21 protein-coding genes are annotated in these 23,584 nt (G+C 71.5%); 4 read left to right on the forward strand and 17 right to left on the reverse strand.

From position 1 onward, the window contains the following. Positions 1 to 5: 5 nt before the first annotated feature. The 11 genes from nuoK to ACIPM1_RS22505 form a co-directional block, all read right to left on the reverse strand. Complete coding sequence (gene nuoK / locus ACIPM1_RS22455; RefSeq protein WP_009190046.1) at positions 6 to 305, reverse strand: NADH-quinone oxidoreductase subunit NuoK; 300 nt, start codon at positions 303 to 305, stop codon at positions 6 to 8. Then, a complete protein-coding gene (locus tag ACIPM1_RS22460; protein ID WP_402437297.1) occupies positions 302 to 1,144 on the reverse strand; it encodes an NADH-quinone oxidoreductase subunit J in 843 nt (280 codons plus the stop codon). The genes nuoK and ACIPM1_RS22460 overlap by 4 nt, the downstream gene beginning before the upstream one ends. Beyond that, positions 1,141 to 1,770 (reverse strand): NADH-quinone oxidoreductase subunit NuoI, encoded by a 630-nt coding sequence (gene nuoI, locus ACIPM1_RS22465; protein WP_356194229.1) that lies wholly within the window; start codon positions 1,768 to 1,770, stop codon positions 1,141 to 1,143. The genes ACIPM1_RS22460 and nuoI overlap by 4 nt, the downstream gene beginning before the upstream one ends. After that, positions 1,763 to 3,127: an NADH-quinone oxidoreductase subunit NuoH gene (gene nuoH / locus ACIPM1_RS22470; RefSeq protein ID WP_402437299.1), complete on the reverse strand. Its 1,365-nt coding sequence runs from the start codon at positions 3,125 to 3,127 to the stop codon at positions 1,763 to 1,765. Before nuoH ends, nuoI begins: the two co-directional genes overlap by 8 nt. Beyond that, the gene (locus tag ACIPM1_RS22475; protein WP_402437301.1) at positions 3,124 to 5,628 is read right to left on the reverse strand and encodes an NADH-quinone oxidoreductase subunit G; all 2,505 of its coding nucleotides are present in this window, start codon (positions 5,626 to 5,628) and stop codon (positions 3,124 to 3,126) included. The genes nuoH and ACIPM1_RS22475 overlap by 4 nt, the downstream gene beginning before the upstream one ends. Next, on the reverse strand, positions 5,625 to 7,010 hold the full coding sequence (gene nuoF, locus ACIPM1_RS22480) for an NADH-quinone oxidoreductase subunit NuoF (protein WP_402437303.1): 1,386 nt from the start codon (positions 7,008 to 7,010) through the stop codon (positions 5,625 to 5,627). Before nuoF ends, ACIPM1_RS22475 begins: the two co-directional genes overlap by 4 nt. Further along, positions 7,007 to 7,879, reverse strand: coding sequence for an NADH-quinone oxidoreductase subunit NuoE (gene nuoE, locus ACIPM1_RS22485; RefSeq protein ID WP_402437305.1), 873 nt, complete (start codon positions 7,877 to 7,879; stop codon positions 7,007 to 7,009). Before nuoE ends, nuoF begins: the two co-directional genes overlap by 4 nt. Continuing rightward, positions 7,876 to 9,186, reverse strand: a complete 1,311-nt coding sequence (locus ACIPM1_RS22490) for an NADH-quinone oxidoreductase subunit D (protein ID WP_402437307.1) — start codon at positions 9,184 to 9,186, stop codon at positions 7,876 to 7,878. The genes nuoE and ACIPM1_RS22490 overlap by 4 nt, the downstream gene beginning before the upstream one ends. Positions 9,187 to 9,248: 62 nt before the next feature. Next, positions 9,249 to 10,007 (reverse strand): NADH-quinone oxidoreductase subunit C, encoded by a 759-nt coding sequence (locus tag ACIPM1_RS22495; RefSeq protein WP_402437309.1) that lies wholly within the window; start codon positions 10,005 to 10,007, stop codon positions 9,249 to 9,251. Continuing rightward, positions 10,004 to 10,558 carry an NADH-quinone oxidoreductase subunit B family protein gene (locus ACIPM1_RS22500; protein WP_003998928.1) on the reverse strand — a complete coding sequence of 185 codons (555 nt, stop codon included), beginning with the start codon at positions 10,556 to 10,558 and terminating at the stop codon, positions 10,004 to 10,006. The genes ACIPM1_RS22495 and ACIPM1_RS22500 overlap by 4 nt, the downstream gene beginning before the upstream one ends. Before the next feature lie 15 nt (positions 10,559 to 10,573). Continuing rightward, positions 10,574 to 10,933 carry an NADH-quinone oxidoreductase subunit A gene (locus ACIPM1_RS22505; RefSeq protein ID WP_007383963.1) on the reverse strand — a complete coding sequence of 120 codons (360 nt, stop codon included), beginning with the start codon at positions 10,931 to 10,933 and terminating at the stop codon, positions 10,574 to 10,576. 1,057 nt (positions 10,934 to 11,990) lie between these two features. On the opposite strand from ACIPM1_RS22505, the gene ACIPM1_RS22510 reads away from it, so the two are divergent. Beyond that, a complete protein-coding gene (locus ACIPM1_RS22510; protein ID WP_402437312.1) occupies positions 11,991 to 12,803 on the forward strand; it encodes a C40 family peptidase in 813 nt (270 codons plus the stop codon). A 360-nt stretch (positions 12,804 to 13,163) separates the two neighbouring features. Here ACIPM1_RS22510 and ACIPM1_RS22515 read toward each other — a convergent pair whose 3' ends face one another. After that, complete coding sequence (locus tag ACIPM1_RS22515; RefSeq protein WP_402437314.1) at positions 13,164 to 14,498, reverse strand: geranylgeranyl reductase family protein; 1,335 nt, start codon at positions 14,496 to 14,498, stop codon at positions 13,164 to 13,166. A 48-nt stretch (positions 14,499 to 14,546) separates the two neighbouring features. Between ACIPM1_RS22515 and ACIPM1_RS22520 the strand changes: the two genes are divergently transcribed. Together ACIPM1_RS22520 and ACIPM1_RS22525 are read left to right on the forward strand one after the other, a co-directional pair. Further along, on the forward strand, positions 14,547 to 15,053 hold the full coding sequence (locus tag ACIPM1_RS22520) for a GNAT family N-acetyltransferase (RefSeq protein ID WP_356194251.1): 507 nt from the start codon (positions 14,547 to 14,549) through the stop codon (positions 15,051 to 15,053). A gap of 128 nt (positions 15,054 to 15,181) precedes the next feature. Beyond that, complete coding sequence (locus ACIPM1_RS22525; RefSeq protein ID WP_392190631.1) at positions 15,182 to 15,496, forward strand: PASTA domain-containing protein; 315 nt, start codon at positions 15,182 to 15,184, stop codon at positions 15,494 to 15,496. Between the two features lie 42 nt (positions 15,497 to 15,538). On the opposite strand, the gene ACIPM1_RS22530 is transcribed toward ACIPM1_RS22525, so the two are convergent. Beyond that, complete coding sequence (locus ACIPM1_RS22530; RefSeq protein WP_402437317.1) at positions 15,539 to 16,234, reverse strand: demethylmenaquinone methyltransferase; 696 nt, start codon at positions 16,232 to 16,234, stop codon at positions 15,539 to 15,541. A 227-nt stretch (positions 16,235 to 16,461) separates the two neighbouring features. On the opposite strand from ACIPM1_RS22530, the gene ACIPM1_RS22535 reads away from it, so the two are divergent. Next, on the forward strand, positions 16,462 to 17,490 hold the full coding sequence (locus ACIPM1_RS22535) for a chitinase (protein ID WP_402437319.1): 1,029 nt from the start codon (positions 16,462 to 16,464) through the stop codon (positions 17,488 to 17,490). Between the two features lie 12 nt (positions 17,491 to 17,502). On the opposite strand, the gene ACIPM1_RS22540 is transcribed toward ACIPM1_RS22535, so the two are convergent. The 4 genes from ACIPM1_RS22540 to ACIPM1_RS22555 all read right to left on the reverse strand — a co-directional run bounded on the left by ACIPM1_RS22540 (position 17,503) and on the right by ACIPM1_RS22555 (position 23,527). Then, entirely contained in the window at positions 17,503 to 18,108 is a 606-nt protein-coding gene (locus tag ACIPM1_RS22540; protein ID WP_402437321.1) for a hypothetical protein, read from the reverse strand. A gap of 7 nt (positions 18,109 to 18,115) precedes the next feature. Continuing rightward, on the reverse strand, positions 18,116 to 19,330 hold the full coding sequence (mqnC, locus tag ACIPM1_RS22545; protein ID WP_402437323.1) for a cyclic dehypoxanthinyl futalosine synthase: 1,215 nt from the start codon (positions 19,328 to 19,330) through the stop codon (positions 18,116 to 18,118). A 160-nt stretch (positions 19,331 to 19,490) separates the two neighbouring features. Then, a complete protein-coding gene (locus ACIPM1_RS22550; protein ID WP_402437325.1) occupies positions 19,491 to 20,552 on the reverse strand; it encodes a prepilin peptidase in 1,062 nt (353 codons plus the stop codon). Continuing rightward, positions 20,549 to 23,527, reverse strand: coding sequence for a BTAD domain-containing putative transcriptional regulator (locus ACIPM1_RS22555; RefSeq protein ID WP_402437327.1), 2,979 nt, complete (start codon positions 23,525 to 23,527; stop codon positions 20,549 to 20,551). The genes ACIPM1_RS22550 and ACIPM1_RS22555 overlap by 4 nt, the downstream gene beginning before the upstream one ends. Between the last annotated feature and the right edge of the window lie 57 nt (positions 23,528 to 23,584).

Below are 23,584 nucleotides of genomic sequence, written 5' to 3' on the forward strand. Positions count from 1 at the left end.
ACCCCTTACAGCTTCATCAGGCTGGCGTCGTCGACCGAGGCCGAGTGGCGGGAACGGAACAGCGACACGATGATCGCGAGCCCGACCACGACCTCCGCTGCGGCGACGACCATCGTGAAGAAGGCGATGATCTGGCCGTCGAGGTTGCCGTGCATCCGGGAGAAGACGACGAACGCGAGGTTGCACGCGTTCAGCATCAGCTCGATGCACATGAAGACCACGATGGCGTTGCGCCGGATCAGCACACCGGTGGCGCCGATCGTGAACAGCAGGGCGGCGAGATAGAGGTAGTTGACCGGGTTCACTTCGACGCCTCCTCGGGCCGCTTGAACGTCGCCGGCTCGATCTCGGCCCGCTCCAGGCGCTCCTCGGCGCGCTGCTCCAGGGCCCGCAGGTCGTTGAGCGCCGCGGCCGACACGTCGCGGATCTGGCCGCGCTCGCGCAGCGTCTTGCTGACCGTGAGCTCGGACGGGGTGCCGTCGGGCAGCAGGCCCGCGATGTCCACCGCGTTGTGCCGGGCGTACACACCGGGCGCCGGCAGCGGCGGTACGTGCTTGCCGTCGCGGACGCGCTGCTCGGACAGCTCGCGCTGGGTCCGGGCCCGCTCGGTGCGCTCGCGGTGGGTGAGCACCATGGCGCCGACCGCGGCCGTGATCAGCAGGGCGCCGGTGATCTCGAAGGCGAAGACGTACTTGGTGAAGATGAGGGCCGCCAGACCCTCCACGTTGCCGCCGGCGTTCGCCCTGCCGATGCCGTCGAACTCCTTGAGGGAGGCGTTGGCGATCCCGCCGAGCAGCAGGACCCCGAAGCCGAGCCCGCAGAGAAGGGCCAGCCAGCGCTGGCCCTTGATGGTCTCCTTGAGGGAGTCCGCGGCCGTGACGCCGACGAGCATCACCACGAACAGGAAGAGCATCATGATCGCGCCGGTGTAGACGACGATCTGCACGATGCCGAGGAAGTAGGCGCCGTTGGCGAGGTAGAACACCGCCAGGACGATCATGGTGCCGGCCAGGCAGAGCGCGCTGTGGACGGCCTTCTTCATGAAGACGGTGCACAGGGCGCCGATCACCGCCACGGTGCCGAGGACCCAGAACTGGAAGGCCTCGCCGGTGGAGGTGGTGTAGGCGGCGAGCTGTGGGCTCATGCGTCGGCCCCCTGTTCCCGCGCGGCGCCCGAGGGGCCCGCCATGTGAGGCTGCTCCCCCTTGGAGACGGCGACCTGGCGCACCGTGCCGGGCGCGGACTCCGTGACCAGGCCGCGGTAGTAGTCCTGCTCGTCCATCCCCGGGAAGATCGCGTGCGGCGTGTCGACCATGCCCTCGTCGAGACCGGCGAGCAGCTGTTCCTTGGTGTAGATGAGGTTGGCCCGGCTGGAGTCGGCCAACTCGAACTCGTTCGTCATCGTCAGCGCGCGCGTGGGGCACGCCTCGATGCACAGGCCGCACAGGATGCAGCGGGCGTAGTTGATCTGGTAGACGCGGCCGTACCGTTCGCCCGGCGAGTAGCGCTCCTCGTCGGTGTTGTCGGCGCCCTCGACGTAGATGGCGTCGGCGGGGCAGGCCCAGGCGCACAGTTCGCAGCCGACGCACTTCTCCAGGCCGTCCGGATGGCGGTTGAGCTGGTGCCGTCCGTGGAAGCGCGGAGCCGTGGTCTTCTTCTGCTCCGGGTACTGCTCGGTCAGCCGCTTCTTGAACATGGCCTTGAAGGTCACGCCGAAGCCGGCCACGGGGTTCAGGAAACCGGGCTTGGTCTCCTTGGGCTCCTCAGCCATCGGACGCCTCCTTTCCATCCAGAGATCCGTCACTCTCAGTATCAGACCCACCACTGACAATCAGCTCCCGCTCCCGGCGCGGACGCCGGCGCGGCACCGAGGGCAGGTCCTGCCCCGGCAGCGGCGGTACGGGGAACCCTCCGGCCATCGGGTCGAAGGCGGCCGGTTCCTCGGCGGGCGGCTCGGCCTTCTTCGCCTTCTCGCGGAACATGTCGGCGACGAAGGACAGGAGCAGCAGGGCCAGGACGCCGCCGCCGACGTAGAGCGCGACGTCGGCGAAGTCGTAGTGCTCGTTGCGCAGGGTCCGCACGGTCGCGACGAGCATCAGCCAGGTCACGGAGACCGGGATGAGGACCTTCCAGCCGAGCTTCATCAGCTGGTCGTAGCGGACCCGCGGGAGCGTGCCGCGCAGCCAGATGAAGAAGAACAGCAGCAGCTGGACCTTGATCACGAACCAGAGCAGCGGCCACCAGCCGTGGTTGGCGCCCGCCCAGAAGCCGCTGATCGGCCAGGGTGCCCGCCAGCCGCCCAGGAAGAGCGTGGTCGACACGGCCGAGACGGTCACCATGTTGACGTACTCGGCGAGCATGAACATCGCGAACTTGATCGACGAGTACTCGGTGTTGAAGCCGCCGACCAGGTCGCCCTCGGACTCCGGCATGTCGAAGGGGGCGCGGTTGGTCTCGCCGACCATGGTGACGATGTAGAGGATGAAGGAGACCGGCAGCAGCAGGATGTACCAGCGGTCGTGCTGCTGTTGGACGATCGTCGAGGTCGACATCGACCCCGAGTACAGGAACACCGAGGCGAACGCGGCGCCCATGGCGATCTCGTACGAGATCATCTGCGCGCAGGAGCGCAGGCCGCCCAGCAGCGGGTAGGTGGATCCGGAACTCCAGCCCGCCAGCACGATGCCGTAGATGCCGACGGAGGCGACCGCGAGGATGTAGAGCATCGCGATCGGCAGGTCGGTCAGCTGCATCGCGGTGCGGTGCCCGAAGATCGAGATCTCGTTGTCCGCGGGCCCGAAGGGGATCACCGCGATCGCCATGAAGGCCGGGATGGCCGCGACGATCGGCGCGAGGACGTACACCGCCTTGTCCGCGCGCTTGACGACGAGGTCCTCCTTGAGCATCAGCTTCACGCCGTCGGCGAGGGACTGGAGCATGCCCCAGGGGCCGTGCCGGTTGGGGCCGATGCGCAGCTGCATCCAGGCGACGACCTTGCGCTCCCAGACGATGGAGAACAGCACCGTGATCATCAGGAAGGCGAAGCAGAACACCGCCTTGATGACGACCAGCCACCACGGATCGGTGCCGAACATCGAGAGGTTTTCAGCGGCGAGGTACGGGCTCATGCCTCCACCTCCTTGGGGGCCTCGCCGGCGACGGTCGCCGGTCCGATGCGGACGAGGGAGCCGGGCAGTGCGCCGGTGTCGGAGGCGACGCCCCCGCCGACGGAGTTCAGCGGGAGCCAGACCACCCGGTCGGGCATCTCGGTGATGTGCAGCGGGAGTTCGACCGTCCCGGCGGGGCCGGTCACGGCGATGAGGTCGCCGTCCTCGACGCCCGCCTCGGCGGCCGTGGCGGCCGACAGGCGCGCGTGGGCGGCGTGCCGCGTCCCGGCGAGCGCCTCGTCGCCCTCCTGGAGGACTCCCCGGTCGAGGAGCAGCCGGTGCCCGGCGAGCACGGCCTCCCCCGCGGCGGGCCGCGGGAGCACGCCCGACGTCTCCAGCGGGTCCGTGGCGCGCGGGCCGTCCCAGGCGCCGAGCCGGTCCAGTTCCCTGTGCACGGTCCGCAGGTCCGGCAGACCCAGGTGGACGTCCATGGCGTCGGCCAGCATCTGCAGCACGCGCGCGTCGGAGGGCGACACCCGGCGGGTCATCTGGTCGGGCTTGAGCGCGGCCTCGAAGGGGCGCACCCGGCCCTCCCAGTCGAGGAACGTGCCGGCCTTCTCGGCGACGGCCGCGACCGGCAGGACGACGTCGGCGTGTTCGGTGACCTCGCTGGGCCGCAGCTCCAGCGACACCAGGAAGCCGGCCTCGGCCAGTGCCTCACGCGCGCGTGCCGGATCGGGCAGGTCGGCGATTTCCACGCCGGCCACGAGCAGCGCCTGCAGGTCGCCCTGCGCGGCGGCCTCGACGATCTGGCCGGTGTCGCGGCCGTAGCGGTGCGGCAGATCGGCGACGCCCCACACGGCGGCGACCTCCTCCCGCGCGCGCGGGTCGGTCGCGGGCCGTCCGCCCGGCAGCAGCGAGGGCAGCGCGCCCGCCTCGACGGCGCCGCGCTCGCCCGCCCGGCGCGGGATCCACACCAGGTGGGCGCCGGTCGCGGACGCGGCCCGTACCGCGGCGGTCAGACCGCCCGCCACACCGGTCAGCCGCTCACCGACGACGATGACCGCGCCCTCGCCGCGCAGCGCCTGAGCGGCCTGCGCGCCGCCGTCCTCCAGGCCGACGCCGCTCGCGAGCGCGTCCAGCCACTCGGTCTCGGTGCCGGGCGCGGCCGGCAGCAGGGTGCCGCCCGCCTTCTCCAGGCCCCGGGTCGCGTGCGTGGCGAGCGCGAACACCTGCTGGCCGTGGCCCCGCCATGCCTTGCGCAGCCGCAGGAAGACGCCGGGCGCCTCCTCCTCCGACTCGAAGCCGACCAGCAGGACGGCGGGCGCCTTCTCCAGCGAGGTGTACGTGACGCCCGTACCGTCGACGTCCCTCCCGCGTCCGGCGACCCGGGCGGCCAGGAAGTCGGCCTCCTCACCGCTGTGCACACGCGCGCGGAAGTCGATGTCGTTGGTGTCGAGCGCCACGCGCGCGAACTTGCTGTAGGCGTAGGCGTCCTCGACGGTGAGCCGGCCGCCGGTGAGGACACCGGTGCGGCCGCGCGAGGCGAGCAGCCCCTGCGCGGCGATCTGCAGGGCCTCCGGCCAGGACGCGGGTTCCAGGACGCCCTCGGCGTTGCGCACCAACGGCGTCTGGAGCCGGTCCTTCATCTGCGCGTACCGGAACGCGAAGCGTCCCTTGTCGCAGATCCACTCCTCGTTGACCTCGGGGTCGTTCTCGGCGAGCCGCCGCATGACCTTGCCGCGCCGGTGGTCGGTGCGGGTGGCGCAGCCGCCCGAGCAGTGCTCGCAGACCGAGGGCGAGGAGACGAGGTCGAAGGGGCGGGAGCGGAAGCGGTACGCCGCCGAGGTGAGCGCGCCGACCGGGCAGATCTGGATGGTGTTGCCGGAGAAGTACGACTCGAACGGGTCGCCCTCGCCGGTGCCGACCTGCTGCAGCGCGCCCCGCTCCAGCAGCTCGATCATCGGGTCGCCCGCGATCTGGTTGGAGAAGCGGGTGCACCGGGCGCACAGCACGCACCGCTCCCGGTCGAGCAGCACCTGCGTGGAGATCGGCACGGGCTTCTCGTACGTCCGCTTGCGGCCGTCGAACCGGGATTCTGCGTTGCCGTGCGACATCGCCTGGTTCTGCAGCGGGCACTCGCCGCCCTTGTCGCAGACCGGGCAGTCCAGCGGGTGGTTGATGAGGAGGAACTCCATCACGCCGTGCTGGGCCTTCTCGGCGACCGGCGAGGTGAGCTGGGTCTTCACCACCATCCCGTCCGTGCACGTGATCGTGCAGGACGCCATGGGCTTGCGCTGGCCCTCGACCTCGACGATGCACTGGCGGCAGGCGCCGGCCGGGTCGAGGAGGGGATGGTCGCAGAAGCGGGGGATCTCGATGCCGAGCTGCTCGGCGGCGCGGATGACCAGGGTGCCCTTGGGCACGCTGATCTCGATGCCGTCGATCGTCAGCGTGACGAGGTCCTCCGGCGGGACCGCCGCCTCTCCCCCTCCGGTGGAGGCGCTGGTGGTCACGGTCATGCGTTCACCTCCGGGCGGTCGGCCCAGGCCGTCGACTTTGCCGGGTCGAAGGGGCAGCCCCGGCCCGTGATGTGCTGCTCGTACTCCTCGCGGAAGTACTTGAGCGAGGAGAAGATCGGCGAGGCGGCACCGTCGCCGAGGGCGCAGAAGGCCTTGCCGTTGATGTTGTCCGCGATGTCGGCGAGCTTGTCGAGGTCGGACATGGCGCCCTTGCCCGCCTCGATGTCGCGCAGCAACTGGACGAGCCAGTAGGTGCCTTCGCGGCAGGGTGTGCACTTGCCGCAGGACTCGTGGGCGTAGAACTCGGTCCAGCGGGTCACGGCACGCACGACGCAGGTGGTCTCGTCGAAGCACTGCAGGGCCTTGGTGCCGAGCATGGAACCGGCGGCGCCCACTCCTTCGTAGTCGAGGGGGACGTCGAGGTGCTCGTCGGTGAACATCGGCGTCGAGGAGCCGCCGGGCGTCCAGAACTTCAGGCGGTGCCCGGGGCGCATGCCCCCGCTCATGTCGAGCAGCTGGCGCAGCGTGATGCCGAGCGGGGCCTCGTACTGGCCGGGGCTCACCACGTGGCCGCTGAGCGAGTAGAGCGTGAAGCCCGGGGACTTCTCGCTGCCCATCGACCTGAACCAGTCCTTGCCGTTTTTCAGGATCGCGGGAACCGACGCGATCGACTCGACGTTGTTCACCACAGTCGGGCAGGCATAGAGGCCCGCGACGGCAGGGAAGGGGGGACGAAGCCGCGGTTGACCACGGCGGCCTTCGAGCGAGTCCAGCAGCGCGGTCTCCTCACCGCAGATGTACGCGCCCGCGCCCGCGTGCACGGTGAGTTCGAGGTCGAGTCCGCTGCCCAGGATGTTCTCGCCGAGGTAGCCCGCCGCGTAGGCCTCGCGCACGGCCGCGTGCAACCGCCGCAGTACGGGGACGACTTCACCCCGCAGATAGATGAAGGCGTGCGACGACCTGATGGCGTAACACGCGATGACGATGCCCTCGATGAGGCTGTGCGGGTTCGCGAAGAGGAGCGGGATGTCCTTGCAGGTCCCGGGCTCCGACTCGTCGGCGTTGACAACCAGATAGTGCGGTTTTCCATCGCCCTGCGGAATGAACTGCCACTTCATTCCGGTCGGGAAGCCGGCCCCGCCGCGTCCGCGCAGACCGGATTCCTTGACGTACGCGATGACGTCGTCCGGTGACATGGCGAGTGCCTTGCGGAGTCCCTCGTACCCCTCGTGCCTTCGGTACACGTCCAGCGACCAGGACCTGTCCTCGTCCCAGAAGGCCGACAGCACGGGTGCGAGCAGCTTCTCGGGGCTGACCTCTCCCCCGCCCTCGAACTTGCCCGGGCGGGAGCTGCCCCCACCTTCGGTGGCCACGGTCATCACTCCCCCTCCTCTGCGGTAGGCCCTGCGGGGTGGGACGGGTCGGAGGCCGAGGTGGCCTGCGGCGCGTCGTGGGAGCTGAGGTGCTCCTTCGGCGACGGCTCGTGCACGGCCCGGTCCTGGGGCTCGTCGTGCGGTCCGCCGTCGCGCGGGTGGACCACGCGCGCGGGTGCGGTCTCTCCCTTGGCCAGGCGGAGGCCCACCAGCGAGGCGGGTCCGGCGCTGCCGCCGCCCTCGGTCGCCCCCTCCCGCTCGTCGGGGAAGCCCGCCAGGATCCGGGCGGTCTCCTTGAAGGTGCACAGGGGCGCCCCGCGCGTCGGCGTCACCGGCCGTCCCGCGCGGAGGTCGTCGACCAGACGCCGGGCGGTCGCCGGGGTCTGGTTGTCGAAGAACTCCCAGTTGACCATCACGACCGGCGCGAAGTCGCAGGCCGCGTTGCACTCGATGTGCTCCAGGGTGACCTTGCCGTCCTCGGTCGTCCCGCCGTTGCCGACGCCGAGGTGCTCCTGGAGCGACTCGAAGATCGCGTCGCCGCCCATCACCGCGCAGAGGGTGTTGGTGCAGACGCCCACCTGGTAGTCGCCGCTCGGCCCGCGCCGGTACATGGTGTAGAAGGTCGCGACGGCGGTGACCTCGGCCGTGGTGAGGTCCAGGACGTCCGCGCAGAACTGCATCCCGGTGCGCGTGACGTGCCCCTCCTCCGACTGCACCAGGTGCAGCAGCGGAAGGAGCGCGGACCGGGAGTCGGGGTAGCGGGCGATGATCTCGCGCGCGTCGGCCTCGAGTCGTGCTCGAACGTCGTCCGGGTAGCCGGGCGCGGGCAGTTCGGGCATGCCCAGGCTGACGCCCCGCTCGGAAGAAGAGGTGGTCACCGGTCGACGCCTCCCATCACGGGGTCGATGGACGCCACGGCGACGATGACGTCGGCGACCTGGCCGCCTTCGCACATCGCGGCCATGGCCTGCAGGTTGGTGAAGGACGGGTCGCGGAAGTGGACCCGGTAGGGGCGGGTGCCGCCGTCGGACACGACGTGCACGCCGAGCTCGCCCTTGGGTGACTCGACCGCCGCGTACGCCTGTCCCGCCGGTACGCGGAATCCCTCGGTGACCAGCTTGAAGTGGTGGATCAGGGCCTCCATGGAGGTGCCCATGATCTTCTTGATGTGGTCGAGGGAGTTGCCCAGTCCGTCCGGTCCCAGGGCGAGCTGGGCGGGCCAGGCGATCTTCTTGTCGGCGACCATGACCGGGCCGGGCTGGAGCCGGTCCAGGCACTGTTCGACGATGCCGAGCGACTGGCGCATCTCCTCCAGGCGGACCAGGAAGCGGCCGTAGGCGTCACAGGTGTCGGCGGTCGGGATCTCGAAGTCGTACGTCTCGTAGTCGCAGTACGGCTGGGCCTTGCGCAGGTCGTGCGGCAGGCCGGTGGAGCGCAGGATCGGGCCGGTGGCGCCGAGGGCCATGCAGCCGGCCAGGTCGAGGTAGCCGATGTCCTGCATACGGGCCTTGAAGATGGGGTTCCCGGTGGCGAGCTTGTCGTACTCCGGGAGGTTCTTCTTCATCTTCTTCACGAACTCGCGGATCTGGTCCACCGCGCCGGGCGGCAGGTCCTGGGCGAGTCCGCCGGGCCGGATGTACGCGTGGTTCATCCGCAGGCCCGTGATGAGCTCGTAGATGTCGAGAATCATTTCACGATCACGGAAGCCGTAGATCATGATCGTGGTGGCGCCGAGCTCCATGCCGCCGGTGGCGATGCACACCAGGTGGGAGGAGAGCCGGTTCAGCTCCATCAGGAGCACCCGGATGATCTTGGCCCGCTCGGTGATCTGGCCCTCGATGCCGAGGAGCTTCTCGACGCCGAGGCAGTAGGCGGTCTCGTTGAAGAAGGACGTCAGGTAGTCCATGCGCGTGACGAAGGTGGTGCCCTGCGTCCACGTGCGGTACTCGAGGTTCTTCTCGATGCCGGTGTGCAGGTAGCCGATGCCGCAGCGGGCCTCGGTGACCGTCTCGCCCTCGATCTCCAGGATCAGGCGCAGCACCCCGTGGGTGGACGGGTGCTGGGGACCCATGTTGACGACGATGCGCTCGTCGTCGGCGCGGGCCGCGGACTGCACGACCTCGTCCCAGTCGCCACCGGTGACCGTGTAGACGGTGCCCTCGGTGGTCTCACGTGCTGATGCCATCGAGGAGGTGGCCCCGGAGGGACTCGATGAGGGGTGGTGGCCGGGCGACGGGTTGGGAGTGCTCACGAGTACGACCTCCGCTGGTCCGGAGCCGGGATCTGGGCGCCCTTGTACTCGACGGGGATGCCGCCGAGCGGGTAGTCCTTGCGCTGCGGATGGCCCTGCCAGTCGTCCGGCATCATGATCCGGGTCAGGGCCGGGTGACCGTCGAAGACGATCCCGAAGAAGTCGTAGGTCTCGCGCTCGTGCCAGTCGTTCGTCGGATAGACCGGGACCAGCGACGGGATGCGCGGGTCGTCGCCGGGGGCGCTGACCTCCAGCCGGATCAGCCGGTTGTGGGTGATCGAGCGCAGGTGGTAGACGGCGTGCAGCTCGCGGCCCTTGTCGTGCGGGTAGTGGACCCCGCTGACGCCGGTGCACAGCTCGAAGCGCAGGGCCGGGTCGTCGCGCAGGGTGCGGGCCACGCGGACGAGGTGCTCGCGCTCGATGTGGAAGGTGAGCTCGTCCCGGTCGACGACCGTCTTCTCGATCGCGTTGCCGGGCAGGAGTCCCTGTTCCTCCAGCGCGCCCTCGAGTTCGTCGGCGACCTCGTCGAACCAGCCGCCGTAGGGCCGGGTCGCCGGTCCCGGCAGCCGGACCGAGCGGACGAGGCCGCCGTAGCCGGAGGTGTCGCCGCCGTTGTTGGCGCCGAACATGCCGCGCTGGACGCGGATCTCCTCGCCGCCCTGGCCGCGCTGGCCGGGGAGGTTGTCGGCGGCCAGGTCCTTCTCGGGGTTGACCCCGTTCGACCCGTTCACGCCGTTGCCGTGTGCGTCGCTCACCGCAGCAGCCCCTTCATCTCGATCGTGGGCAGGGCCTTGAGCGCCGCCTCCTCCGCCTCCCGGGCGGCCTCCTCGGCGTTCACGCCGAGCTTGGAGGTCTGGATCTTCTGGTGGAGCTTGAGGATCGCGTCCATCAGCATCTCGGGCCGGGGCGGACAGCCCGGCAGGTAGATGTCGACGGGCACGATGTGGTCGACGCCCTGCACGATCGCGTAGTTGTTGAACATGCCGCCCGAGGAGGCGCAGACACCCATGGAGATGACCCACTTCGGGTTGGGCATCTGGTCGTAGACCTGCCGCAGCACCGGCGCCATCTTCTGGCTGACCCGGCCGGCCACGATCATCAGGTCCGCCTGGCGGGGCGAACCGCGGAAGACCTCCATGCCGAAGCGCGCCAGGTCGTAGCGGCCGGCGCCGGTGGTCATCATCTCGATCGCGCAGCAGGCGAGGCCGAAGGTGGCCGGGAAGACCGACGCCTTGCGCACCCAGCCCGCGGCCTGCTCGACGGTGGTCAGCAGGAAACCGCTCGGCAGCTTTTCTTCGAGTCCCATGTCTTTAAAGGCCCCTCAGTCCCATTCCAGGCCGCCGCGCCGCCATACGTACGCGTACGCGACGAAGACGGTGAGCACGAAGAGCAGCATCTCCACGAGCCCGAAAACACCGAGGGCGTCGAAGGTGACGGCCCACGGGTAGAGGAAGACGATCTCGATGTCGAAGACGATGAAGAGCATCGCCGTCAGGTAGTACTTGATGGGGAAGCGCCCGCCGCCGGCCGGCGTGGGGGTCGGCTCGATACCGCACTCGTAGGCCTCGAGCTTGGCCCGGTTGTACCGCTTCGGACCGATCAGCGTGGCCATGACCACGGAGAAGATCGCAAAGCCTGCCCCGAGGGCTCCCAGTACGAGGATGGGCGCATACGCGTTCACCGCTCCTCGCTCCTCTCAGTCGGCACTGACTGCTGGCGGTTGCGCTGGACTCACATCGGCCTCACCCGTCCCCCGAATCCCGCCCGTTCCGGCAAAGATCGGGAACATGTGAAGCAGGTCACAAGCCCAACTGCCTCGCATCCTATGCCCGGCGGTCTGTGATCTGCGACACGGGGTATTACACAAGCTTTGTGATCTCCACCACCTGACGAACGATCATGAAGTCGGATGAGCAGTGATCTTCACACGCGAAGCTCATCCTTGATCACCAGCAGTGACATTTCTGTTCGTTTCCGCTGGTGAGAGGGGCCCTGCACTATCAGATGCCCGGCGTCCGACGCAAAGTGGCGCGGGACGTCAAGCCCTTGGTATGAGGCCGCCTTTCACACATCAGAGGGACAAGCGATCCGTGGTGTGGACGCGTTCGTGCCTTCACGAACAAGCGCCCACCTCGGGGCGGCGCCGAGACGGCGACGGCATGGCGGCGACGACGTGACCCACACGGCGCCGGCGTGGTGGCGCGTCACCACCGCCACCAGGCATCGCCGCGACGATCGGCGCGCGCACTTTCCGCGTTCGCTTCATCACGTTGAGTGGACGCCCGACGGAGCTGCCGCTTCCCGCGACAACCGCTCGACACAGGGCGCCACGCAAGACGAATCGGCGCCAGAGGTCATGAAAGCGGACGGAATGTCATCCCGTTCCGGCGCGGCATGGACCCTCGGCTCGCCGGGGGCCGGTCCGGGTGCCCCGACGGCGAGACGGAACCCCGCGCGGGACGCCCTCGTCGCGGTGACCGTTCCGTGACCTCGGCCACACTCATGAGAGGACCATGAGAACCGGGCTTGGCCAACGGTCCCAACCGATGGTAGGCGCGGGGCAATTCGGGCGTAACAGCGAAACACCATGATCAAAGCCATGATCACTCGCGTCCGTATTGTCCGTTACGGCGTCAATAAGGACGTAGGCGAGGGGGATTTGGGGGGCCCGTTGAGCAAATGTGGCGCACCACACGTTTCTTGAAGATATGAAGGAGCCCCTGGTACCGGTTATTCCCATGTCCCACACCGCTCACATACGCAGCCACCGGAAGCCCCGCCGTAGCGCGTCGAAAATCGCGATGCGGGCGGGAGTTGCCGGCGGTGTCCTCGGCACGCTGGCAGTGACCGGCGCGTCGGCCTCGTCGGCGAACGCCGCCGAGCCCGTGACGCAGACCGTCGAACTGCCCACCCTCACCGCCGACCTGGCCGCCCAGGTCGCCCAGTCCGCGGACGCCACCCAGCAGGCTGCCGCGAACTACCAGCTTCGTGCCGAGCGTGACGCGGCCGCCGCGAAGGCCGCAAAGCAGGCCAAGGCGGACCTCGCCGAGGCGAAGCAGGTGGCGGAGGCCAAGAAGAAGGCGGCCGAGGCGGCCGCCCGCAAGGCCGCCGCCGAGCGCGCGACGCGCAGCGCCCCGCGGACGACGCTCGCCGCCTCGGTGAGCACCTCCAGCACCCCCAGCTCCTCCACGGCGACCGGTTCGGCCGCCGCGGTCATCGCCTTCGCCAAGGCGCAGATCGGCGACGCCTACGTCTCCGGCGGTACCGGCCCCAACTCCTGGGACTGCTCCGGCCTGATGCAGGCCGCCTTCAAGCAGGCCGGCATCAGCCTGCCGCGTGTCTCGCAGGACCAGTCCACCGCGGGCACCAACGTCTCGCTGTCCAACCTGCAGCCGGGCGACATCCTCTACTGGGGCAGCGCGGGCAGCGCCTACCACGTGGCGCTGTACGTCGGCGACGGCATGTTCGTCGGCGCGCAGAACCCGTCCTCCGGCGTCGTCGAGAAGCCGCTGTCGTACGACCCGCCGACCGGCGCGGTCCGGGTGCTCTGAGAGCAGCCCACAGCCGTAGGAAGTGAAGGGCCGCAGCCGCTCGAGGGCTGCGGCCCTTCCGGCATGAGCCGCGGCGGGGCGCAGGGGGCCCGCCGCGACGCGGACGCCCGCAGCGCGGACACCCACGGCGCGGGCACCCACAGGGCGGCCACGCAGAGCGCGGGCGCGCACAGCGGAGAGGCACGACGAAGGGGCGCACGCTCGCCGGCGTGCGCCCCTTCCGGGCCACGGGAGGGGCCGGGAGAGTTCCGGGAAGGTTCCGCCCCGGACCACCCCGGAGCATCCTCCAGTCGTCGCTCAGGCCCCCGCTGAGGCCCTCGCCGGGGCCATCCGCCGCCGAGCCTTCGCCGGGGCCGTCGCTCAGGCCTTCGGCGCCACCTTGCTCAGCCCGTTGATGATGCGGTCCATGGCGTCGCCGCCCGTAGGGTCGGTGAGGTTGGCGAGCAGCTTGAGGGTGAACTTCATCAGCACCGGGTGGGTCAGGCCGCGCTGGGTGGCGATCTGCATGACCTTCGGGTTGCCGATGAGCTTCACGAAGGCGCGGCCCAGCGTGTAGTAGCCGCCGTAGGTGTCCTTCAGGACGCGCGGGTAGCGCTGGAGGGCGAGTTCGCGCTGGCCCGGCGTCGTGCGGGCGTGTGCCTGGACGATGACGTCGGCGGCGATCTGCCCGGACTCCATGGCGTAGGCGATGCCCTCGCCGTTGAAGGGGTTCACCAGGCCGCCGGCGTCGCCGACGAGCAGCAGGCCCTTGGTGTAGTGCGGCTGGCGGTTGAAGGCCATGGGGAGCGCGGCGCCGCGGATCGGGCCGGTCATGTTCTCCGGGGTGTAGCCCCAGTCCTCCGGCATCGACGCGCACCAGGCCTTCAGGACCTCGCGCCAGTCCAGCTCCTTGAAGGAGTCGGAGGTGTTGAGGACGCCCAGGCCGACGTTCGAGGTGCCGTCGCCCATACCGAAGATCCAGCCGTAGCCGGGCAGGAGGCGGTCCTGGGGACCACGGCGGTCCCACAGTTCCAGCCAGGACTCCAGGTAGTCGTCGTCGTGCCGCGGCGAGGTGAAGTACGTGCGGACCGCGACGCCCATGGGGCGGTCCTCGCGGCGGTGCAGGCCCATCGCCAGGGACAGGCGGGTGGAGTTGCCGTCGGCGGCGACGACGAGCGGGGCGTGGAAGGTGACCTCGCGCTTCTCCTCGCCCAGCTTGGCGGTGACACCGGTGATGCGGCCGGTGCGGTCGTCGACGATCGGGCCCGAGACGTTGCAGCGCTCGTACAGGCGCGCCCCCGCCTTCTGGGCCTGGCGGGCGAGCTGCTCGTCGAAGTCGTCGCGCTTGCGGACGAGTCCGTAGTCCGGGAAGGAGGCGAGATCCGGCCAGTCCAACTGGAGACGGCTGCCGCCGCCGATGATGCGCAGACCCTTGTTGCGCAGCCAGCCGGCCTCCTCGGAGATGTCGATGCCCATGGCGACGAGCTGCTTGACGGCGCGCGGGGTGAGTCCGTCGCCGCAGACCTTCTCCCGGGGGAACTCGGTCTTCTCCAGCAGGAGTACGTCGAGTCCGGACCGGGCCAGGTGGTACGCGGTGGTGGAGCCGGCTGGCCCCGCGCCCACGACGATCACATCGGCGGTGTTGTCGGAGAGGGGCTCGGTCACGGCGGGATCTCCCCAAGGTTCGAAATCTGCGTGCCGACCGGCACTGGACATGGGCAGTCTATGCAGGACAATTGATCACCCGGCTGAAGGGCTGCCCCCGTGAACCGACCTCTCCCCGTCGTACGGCTCCGCGTCCCCACCGACGAGGACGCCGTCGCCTGGCACCGGATCTTCGACGACCCGGACGTCATGGAGTTCCACGGCGGCAAGTCCGCGGCGCTGTCGGTCTACGAGGAACTCACCGCCCGGCAGCGGCGGCACGACGCCGAGCGCGGCTTCTGCCTGTGGACCATGCTCGACGAGTCGGGCCGGGTGATCGGATTCACGGGAGCCCAGCCGTGGCCGCACGAGTGGGGGCCGAAGGGCGAGATAGAGATCGGCTGGCGGCTGGGACGGGAGCACTGGGGCAAGGGGTACGTCACGACGGCCGCGCACATGACGCTGGAGCGGCTGAGGACGGCGGGCGTGCCGGACGTGGTCGCGATGGTCGACGCCCGCAACGCACGCTCGATCGCGGTGACGCAGCGGCTGGGCATGAGCCTGGGCGAGACGTTCCTGACGCCCGTGTCGCGGCGGAAGGGGCACTGTTACCGCCTCGACCTGTGACGGAGTGACTCTCCGTAGTCGATTGTCACGGAAAGGTACCGAGCGCTTCCGGCCGGTGCACCGCGGGAGTTACCCTTCCAGTACCGCTGGGGGTGACGTTTGTGTACATAACGCCCAATACACCCGAAGTGCGCGTACCGCGCCTGGTCGGACTCATGGCCGTGGACGCGCGCGAGACGGCTCACGCGCGGGGCGTCCTGCTCACCGCGCCGGACCGGCCCGACTTCCACCGCACCGTGGTCGACTACGTCGTGCGGCAGTACCCGCAGCCGGGCGTCGAGGTGCCGCGCGGTGCTGTCGTGACCGTCTGGTTCGACCTCGCCGAGGGCGAGGGCGGCGGGGGCGCGGGCGTGCGCGAGCCGCGCGTGCCGCGTCCGCCGAGTGGAGGGATCCGGCGCGAGGCCGGCGAACCCGACGATCCGTTCGCGGTCGTCGGGCTCTGACACCACCCGGCCGGCGGTCGGTGCCCGTGGGCCCGGGAGCGCTCAGCTCTCCTTGAAGCCGCGGTGCAGGGCCACGATGCCGCCGCTGAGGTTGCGCCAGGCGACCTTCGACCAGCCCGCCGCGCGCAGCCGTTCGGCGAGCGCCGGCTGGTTCGGCCAGGTGCGGATGGACTCGGCGAGGTAGACGTACGCGTCGGGGTTCGACGACACCGCCCGCGCCACCGGGGGCAGGGCGCGCATCAGGTACTCGGTGTAGACGGTGCGGAACGGCGCCCAGGTCGGGTGCGAGAACTCGCAGATCACCACGCGGCCGCCCGGCTTGGTCACCCGGTACATCTCCCGCAGGGCCGTGTCCGTCTCCTGCACGTTGCGCAGCCCGAAGGAGATGGTGACGGCGTCGAAGGTGTCGTCCTTGAACGGCAGCCTCGTCGCGTCGCCCGCCGTGAACGGCAGCCACGCGTTGCGCCGCTTTCCGACCTGGAGCATCCCGAGGGAGAAGTCGCAGGGGACGACGTAGGCGCCGGCGCGGGTGAAGGGCAGCGAGGAGGTGGCCGTGCCGGCGGCGAGGTCGAGGACCTTCTGCGCCGGGCGGGCGTCGACCGCTCTGGCGACCTCCTTGCGCCAGCGCCGGTCCTGTCCCAGGGACAGCACGTCGTTGGTCAGGTCGTACCGTTCCGCCACGTCGTCGAACATCGAGGCGACTTCGTGCGGCTGCTTCTCCAGGGATGCGCGGGTCACGGGCCCATTGTGACAGCAGGACCCACGGCACCGAGGGCCGGGCACACCGGGCGCCCGCCGGCCGGGGCACCCTCGACCGGCCTCCAGCGTCATGGAGGGACACGGTCCCCTCGGCCGACCCTCCCGAAAGCCGCTCGCGCCCCCGGCCGCCTGTGAGAGATTCCCAGTCCGGAATCCCGCTCCGTCCCGCTCCCGGGACGGACATCACGAGGGCTGGTGCACGTGCGATGAGGAGTCTCCTGAAGCCGGCGGCCGGGCTCACCTGCCTGAGCGCCCTGGCCGTCACGGGGTGCTCCTCGGGTTCCGGCGCCACGGCGGACGCGGCACCGGCGGCACCCCGGCAGGGCAGCGCCTCCCCGTCCCCGGCGGCGGCGACCTCCCCCACCTCCTACGCCCCCTACGTCAGCGCCACCACGGCGTCCGGCAACGACTCCGCGGGCTCCCCGACGACGTACAACCTCGCCTTCGTCGTCTCCGGCGGCGCCTGCGCTCCGAAGTGGGACGGCGCCCACGCGCTCGGCGACGCCGCGGTGAGGTCCCGGATCGCTCGGCTGAGGGCGTCGGGCGCCACGGTGCGCGTCTCCTTCGGCGGGGCCTCCGGGAAGGAGTTGGCGGCCACCTGCGGCAGCGTGCCCGAACTGGCCGCGGCGTACGGCGAGGCGCTGGACGCGGCCGGCTCCTCCCAGGCCGACTTCGACATCGAGGGCGACGAACTGACCGACTCCGCCTCCGTCGCCCTGCGCTCGCGGGCGATCGCCCGGCTCCAGCGGGAGCGTCCCGGCCTCCGGGTCTCCTTCACGCTCCCCGTGATGCCGTCCGGCCTCGACGCCGGCGGCCTGGCCCTGCTGGAGTCCGCGAACACCCACGACGTCCAGGTCTCCACCGTCGACATCATGACGATGAACTACGGCGAGTCGTACGACGGCGACATGGGCGACTACGCCGTCACCGCGGCGAAGGCCGCCCACACCCAGCTGAAGAAGGTCTTCGGCCTGTCCGACGCGGAGGCCTGGAGGGGCATGGCCCTCACCTCGATGATCGGCCTCAACGACGTCGCGGGCGAGACCTTCACGCTCTCCGACGCGGCCCAGGTGCGTTCCTTCGCGCGGGAGAAGGAGATCGCCTGGGTCTCGATGTGGTCGGCCTTCCGGGACCGGCAGTGCGAGCGGGGGGACGCGTCGCGGGACGACGCGGCGACCGACTGCAGCGGGGTGCGGCAGGCTCCGGGGGCGTTCGCGGAGGCGCTCGCCGGGTGAGGCCCACCGGGCTCAGCGGCGGCGGTACACCAGGCGTCCGGCCACGACGGTCGCCACGCACGTACCGGCTCCGCGTGCGGCCAGCTCCGCCTCGTCCCGCACGTCGAACACGGCGAACCGGGCGGTGGATCCACGTTCGCGCTCGGGCTGGAACTCCACCGGGAGGCCGGAGGCGTACGGGTCGAGGGACGGGGTCCCGGCGGGGCGCCCGAGGCGGCCCACGACCCCCAGCCCGGTGCGCCGTACGGCGTCCCGGACCGCGCGGTTGGCCAGGGGCGCGCAGGCGGCCGCGACCGTGCCGTGCGCCAGCATCCGCTGGACCCCGCGCCGGGCGCTCGCGCTCCAGCGGGCGTCGTCCGGGGCGAGCGCGGCCAGCGCGTCCCCGGTCAGCGGCTCGGTGCCGAGTTCGTCGGCCTCGCGCGGATCCGGGTGGTAGGCCTCCTCCAGCAGCTCCGTCCCGTGGGGGTTCAGGAGGCCGGGCGTGAGGATGCCGGGCCAGCGGCGCACCCGCGCGTGCGCGTGGGTGGCGCCGAGTTCCTCCAGGGAGCCCGCGGCGACGATCCACTCGCCCTCGACCGCGAGCGCACGGCCCCTGGAGTCCGCGTGGATCGTCAGCACGGCGCGCCTAGTTGGACGTGAGCAGCTTCAGCTCGGGATGTGCCGTCCCGCCCGCGATCGCCGTGGACGAGATGTGGGACATCACGCGGTCGTCGACCGGGTCGTTCGCCGGGTCGTCGTGGACGACGAGGTGCTCGTACGTCGTCGAGCGCTGCGCCGGGACGCGGCCCGCCCTGCGGATCAGCTCGATGATCTCCAGCCGGTTGGAGCGGTGCTTGGCGCCGGCGGAGGAGACCACGTTCTCCTCGAGCATGATCGAGCCGAGGTCGTCGGCGCCGTAGTGCAGGGTCAGCTGGCCGACGTCCTTGCCGGTGGTGAGCCAGGAGCCCTGGATGTGCCGCACGTTGTCGAGGAACAGGCGGGCGATCGCGATCATCCGCAGGTACTCGAAGAGGGTCGCCTGGGTGCGGCCCTTCAGGTGGTTGTTCTCGGGCTGGTAGGTGTACGGGATGAAGGCGCGGAAGCCGCCCGTGCGGTCCTGCACGTCACGGATCATCCGCAGGTGCTCGATGCGCTCGGCGTTGGTCTCGCCGGTGCCCATCAGCATGGTGGAGGTGGACTCGACACCGAGCCGGTGCGCCGCCTCCATGATCTCCAGCCAGCGCTCGCCGGACTCCTTCAGCGGGGCGATGGCCTTGCGCGGCCGCTCCGGGAGCAGCTCGGCGCCGGCGCCGGCGAAGGAGTCGAGACCTGCCTCGTGGATCCGGGTGATCGCCTCCTCGACGCTCACGCCGGAGATCCGCGCCATGTGCTCGACCTCGGACGCGCCCAGCGAGTGGATCACCAGCTGGGGGAAGGCCTCCTTGATGGCGCGGAAGTGCCGCTCGTAGTACTCCACGCCGTAGTCGGGGTGGTGGCCGCCCTGGAACATGATCTGCGTGCCGCCGAGCTCCACGGTCTCCGCGCAGCGGCGCAGGATGTCGTCGAGGTCGCGCGTCCAGCCCTTCGCGGTGTCCTTCGGGGCCGCGTAGAAGGCGCAGAACCTGCACGCCGTGACGCACACGTTGGTGTAGTTGATGTTGCGCTCGATGATGTACGTCGCGATGTGCTCGGTGCCCGCGTACAGACGGCGGCGTACGGCGTCGGCGGCTGCGCCGAGCGCGTGCAGCGGAGCGTGGCGGTAGAGGTCGAGCGCCTCCTCGGCAGTGATCCGCCCGCCCGCGGCGGCACGGTCGAGGACGGCTGTGACATCAACAGACGTGAGGTCGGCCTTCTCGGTCACCGGAGCGTCCCTTTCGTAAGGGGTCGGACGGACCGAACCAGCCTACGACAGCCGTTTCCCGCCCCGGGCCCCAGGATGCGCCCGCGCCACCCGCCCGGGCTGCGCAGGCGCCACCGGGAAGGCCGGGTGCGCCGTACGTCCGCCGCGTACGCGCTGCCGGTCAGGCCGCGTACGCGCCGAGCAGCAGCCCGAGGAACGCGCCCGCGATCAGGAACGGCCCGAACGCGATGGCCGACTTGCGTCCCGCCCGCCGGGTGACGACGAGCGCACCGCCGTACAGCGCCCCGAGCAGGAACCCGGCGAAGGTGCCCAGCAGCACCGTGGGCCAGCCGTACCAGCCGAGCACGGCGCCCGCGCCGAGCGCCAGCTTCACGTCGCCGAAGCCCATGCCCGAGGGGTTGATGAGGAACAGCACGAAGTAGCCGCCGCCGAGGGCGAGAGCGCCGTACAGGGCGGTCGGCCAGTGGCCCGCGTGCTCGGGCACCAGGGCCGCCAGGCCCAGCAGCGCGAGCGCGGCGCCCGCGAGCGGCAGCGTCAGCACGTCGGGCAGCCGTCGCACCCGGAGGTCGACGAGCGCGAGCAGCACCCCGACGGGCGCGAGCAGCAGCCATACGGCGATCTCGGGCCGGGCGCCGGTGGCGGCGGCGAGCACGGCACACACCAACGCGGTGACGACGGCCGTCGGCAACGTGCGGGGGGCGCCGGGGGCGGGGGCGGGGGCGGGGCGCACGTCCGGGATCGGGCCCGGATCCATGGCCATGCCCGCGCCCTTGGGCGGGCCCGGAGCCTGCGCCGGGTCCGCCGGTACGGCTCTGTCGGCGTCCTCGGGGGTGGCCGGACCGGTGTCGGGCTCGGCCCTCTCGACGTCCCCACCCACAGGCGCATCGGCGTCGCGCGGCTCGGGCGCATCGGCGTCGCGGGGCGCGGACGAGTCCACGTCCGCGCGTATCGCCGTACCGGCGTCACGGGAGGCGGGGGCAGCGGTGTCCGCCGCTCCCGCCGTACCCGCAGGCCCCTCCACGGGCGCGGAGGCGGGGTCGCCGGCGCAGCGGGCGCACCGGGCCGGGCCCAGCCAGCCGCGCAGCGGGTGCCCGGCGGGGCAGTGCGCGCGCCAGGGCTCCCCCGCCGGCACGGAGAAGCGGTAGGCGGCCCGGGGCAGCAGTGCACCCGCCGCCGCACCCCACAGCGCGGCGGCGCCGGCCAGCGGCAGCAGGTCGTTCATCCCACTGCGGCGGCGTCGTCGCGCCAGGTCGGCAGGAGTTCGTCCAGCAGCGCCTCGGTGCGTGGCGGCAGGCCGCGGGCGCCGCTGCGTCCGGCGAGGTCGGCGGCGACGGCCCGGAGGCGGTCGGTGTCGCCGGTGGCGTGGGTGGCGCGCAGCAGCTCGTGCCACAGGCGCTCGTCGGCGGGGGCGGTGCGCAGTGCGGCGTTCAGCGCCTCGATGGCCTTCTCCGCGCGCTCCTTCTCCAGGTGGAAGGCGGACAGGGCGAGCCCGATGTCCGCCACGAGCAGCGGGAGTTGGGCGTCGACGATCTCGTGGGTGAGCCAGCGGTAGCGGCCCTCGGGCCGGTCGGCGAGCAGCGGACCGCGGACCAGGACCAGCGCGTCCGTCAGGAGCCGCCCGCGGACGACCCGGCTGTCGACGCCCTTGCCCTGCGTGGCCTCGTGGTACAGCGACCGCAGCACGTCCAGGTCCGAGACGATGGACTTGGCGAGCGTGAGCCGCCCGGCGCCGTCGGTCCGCAGCCGGGGGCTGCCGTCGGGGTCGTGGCCGAGCCAGGCGCGCAGCCGTTCCAGGAGCGCCTCCCGCACGTCGTCGGTGACACCGCGCGGCCACAGCGCGGAGGACAGCACCCGCGGGTGCACACCCTCCCGGTGCAGGAGCAGCAGAGCCAGCGCCTCGTGCAGCAGCGCGCTGCGCTCGCCGTCCGGGCCGTCGAGGCCGATGATCTCGTACGGGCCCACCAGCCGCGCGTACACCGCGGGCCGCCCCTGCTCGCTGATGTCGACGAGGAACGGCGGGGTGGTCGTCGGCCCGTCGGGGCCGTTCTCCGGGTCGGCCTCGACGAACAGTTCGACGACCGCCTGCTGCTGTGCCAACGGAAGCCGCTGGGCGTCGAGTTCGAGACCGAGGAGCGGGGCGAGCAGCCGGCCCGCGCTGGTGATCTCCATCTCCCAGGCGGCGCCGGGCAGTTCACCGGACTCGGTGCCGACGAGATAGCCGATGCCCAACCGGCTGGCGTCGGCGGCGAGTTCGGCGAGCCTGCGGGCGTCCTCGGCGGAGGGCTGGGCGGCGAGCAGCACCAGGTGCGGGGCCCAACGGGTGTGCTGGGCGGGGCCGGTGCGCCCGGTGAGCACCGAGTCGTGCCCGGCGGCGCCGAGCGCCCCGCGCCGCTGCCGCGTCTCGGCCTCCATGGTCTCCAGGAGCGCCTCGACGCCGTCGAGGTGGCGGAGCCGGTTGGGGGCGAGCGGGGTGAGGTCCTGCCCGAACCCGACGAGCGTGATGGTCATGCGGTCGGACCAGCCGTTGGTGGCGAGTTCGGCGGCGACGGAGGCGAAGACGGCGGCGCGGTCCGCCTCGCGGCCGCTCAGCGAGACGATGCCGGGCACCGCCTCCAGGTTGAGCAGCAGCCGGGAGTCGTCCATGGTGCCGAGGCTGACGAGGCCGGGGTACGGGGCGGCGGTGTCGACGTCCTCGTACCGCTCGGCGTCGGCGCGCGCCAGCATCCAGAACGTCTCGTCCTGGCCGGTCTGCCACGGCGCGGGCGGCTTCCCGGACGGCTGGGCCAGTTGCAGGTGCAGGTCGCCGCCGGTGAGCCAGGCGGCGTAGACGACGGGGAGCGGCCGGGACTCGGCGGCGAGGGCGGCGGCGAGGGCGCGCAGCGAGCGGTCGAGCAGGCGTACGCCCTCGGGGTCGGCGCCCACCAGCAGGGCGTCCTGCACGTCCAGCGCGTCCCCGGTCGGCGTCGGCGGTTCCATGCCGCGCCGCCCGCCGACGGCGCCGAACGCCGACTGCCACAGGGCCTGCCGGCGCCGGCGGCCGAGGGCGCCGAGGAGGCCGGCGGCGAGGAGCGGGGCGCCGAGGAGGGCTTCGGGCAGGCCGAAGGAGTGGCCGGACTCGGAGCCGGTGGCGTGCTGGGCGTGCCCGGCGTCGGAGGCGGGGCGCTGGGCGGGCACGGAGGCCCGGGCCGCGCCGCCGTGGCCGCCGTCCTGGGCGTGGCCGCCGCCCTGCGCCTGGGCGCCGTCCTGGGCCTGCGCGCCGCCGCTCTGGGCGTGGTCGCCGGTCCTGGCGTAGTCGTGGATCTGCCGCTGCTCCTGCTCGGAGACCTTGCCCGACGGGTCGGGCATCTCGACGAGTTCGCCGCCGTGCGCGTCCGCGGGCATCTCCATGATCCAGCCGGGCCGGATGAGGCTGGCCTCGGAGAGCCGGGAACCGTCCGGCTGAACGCGGTCCTTGTTGAGCTCGTAGATCTCCTTGTACCGGCGTCCGTCGCCCAGGTGGCGCTGGGCGATCTCCCAGAGGGAGTCGTGGTGCCGGCCCTCGGGCGGCTGGATCCGGTAGTACTTGGTGTCCCCCTGCTTGGCCGCGCTGCCGGTGTCCACGTGGGCGGCGGCGTGGGAGGCCTGCTCGGCCACGGCGGCGGCCGTGTTCGCGGCCTGCTCCTGCTGCTGCGCGAACAGCCCGCCCGGCAGCTGCCGGGCCGCCGCGACGGTCCCCTTCTGGTTCCCCTCCATGCCGTGCCCGAGCTGCGACAGCCCCGGGGTGAGGCTCGCGGCCGTGGCGCCGACGAGCAGCAGCGCGGCGACGAGCTGCCGCGCGAGCAGCTGACTCGGCCCGGCGCCCGGCACCCGCCCCGGCACGCCGACGCCGGACAGGGCGGCCTTCACCTCCACGAGCACGCACGCGGTGAACTGCGCCCAGGCGAGCCAGACCACGACGGTGAGGATGTGCAGGAAGGTCGTGACGGTGATCTCCTGCTGCAGCCAGTCCAGGCTGGGCGCCCCGTGCGGCAGCGGCCACCCGACGAGCACGGCGAGCGCGCCCGGCACTCCGACGACCAGCACGAGCAGGGCCACGAAGGCGAGGAACGCCTTCACGACGTCCCCGAACGTCCGCCGCCGCACCCGCACCGGCCGCGGTGTCCGGTTCCTCGGGCCCGTCGGGCTTCCGGTCGGACTGGAAGTACTGCGTCGCGCCATGGCGGGAGTCCTGGGTCGTGTGGAGAGGGCGTGGGACACGGGGGTGTGCTGAGCCTA

It is taken from the genome of Streptomyces sp. NPDC086766 (assembly GCF_044746005.1).
Taxonomy (GTDB): Bacteria; Actinomycetota; Actinomycetes; order Streptomycetales; family Streptomycetaceae; genus Streptomyces.

Bases quoted from the DNA above. Each gene is read 5' to 3' on its own strand.
- ACIPM1_RS22475 (WP_402437301.1), bottom strand. From the start codon at position 5,628: ATGACCGTGACCACCAGCGCCTCCACCGGAGGGGGAGAGGCGGCGGTC.
- ACIPM1_RS22535 (WP_402437319.1), top strand. From the start codon at position 16,462: ATGAGGAGTCTCCTGAAGCCGGCGGCCGGGCTCACCTGCCTGAGCGCC.
- ACIPM1_RS22510 (WP_402437312.1), top strand. From the start codon at position 11,991: ATGTCCCACACCGCTCACATACGCAGCCACCGGAAGCCCCGCCGTAGC.
- ACIPM1_RS22460 (WP_402437297.1), bottom strand. From the start codon at position 1,144: ATGAGCCCACAGCTCGCCGCCTACACCACCTCCACCGGCGAGGCCTTC.
- ACIPM1_RS22550 (WP_402437325.1), bottom strand. From the start codon at position 20,552: ATGAACGACCTGCTGCCGCTGGCCGGCGCCGCCGCGCTGTGGGGTGCG.
- ACIPM1_RS22555 (WP_402437327.1), bottom strand. From the start codon at position 23,527: ATGGCGCGACGCAGTACTTCCAGTCCGACCGGAAGCCCGACGGGCCCG.
- ACIPM1_RS22490 (WP_402437307.1), bottom strand. From the start codon at position 9,186: ATGGCATCAGCACGTGAGACCACCGAGGGCACCGTCTACACGGTCACC.
- nuoI (WP_356194229.1), bottom strand. From the start codon at position 1,770: ATGGCTGAGGAGCCCAAGGAGACCAAGCCCGGTTTCCTGAACCCCGTG.
- nuoH (WP_402437299.1), bottom strand. From the start codon at position 3,127: ATGAGCCCGTACCTCGCCGCTGAAAACCTCTCGATGTTCGGCACCGAT.
- ACIPM1_RS22515 (WP_402437314.1), bottom strand. From the start codon at position 14,498: ATGTCCAGTGCCGGTCGGCACGCAGATTTCGAACCTTGGGGAGATCCC.
- ACIPM1_RS22500 (WP_003998928.1), bottom strand. From the start codon at position 10,558: ATGGGACTCGAAGAAAAGCTGCCGAGCGGTTTCCTGCTGACCACCGTC.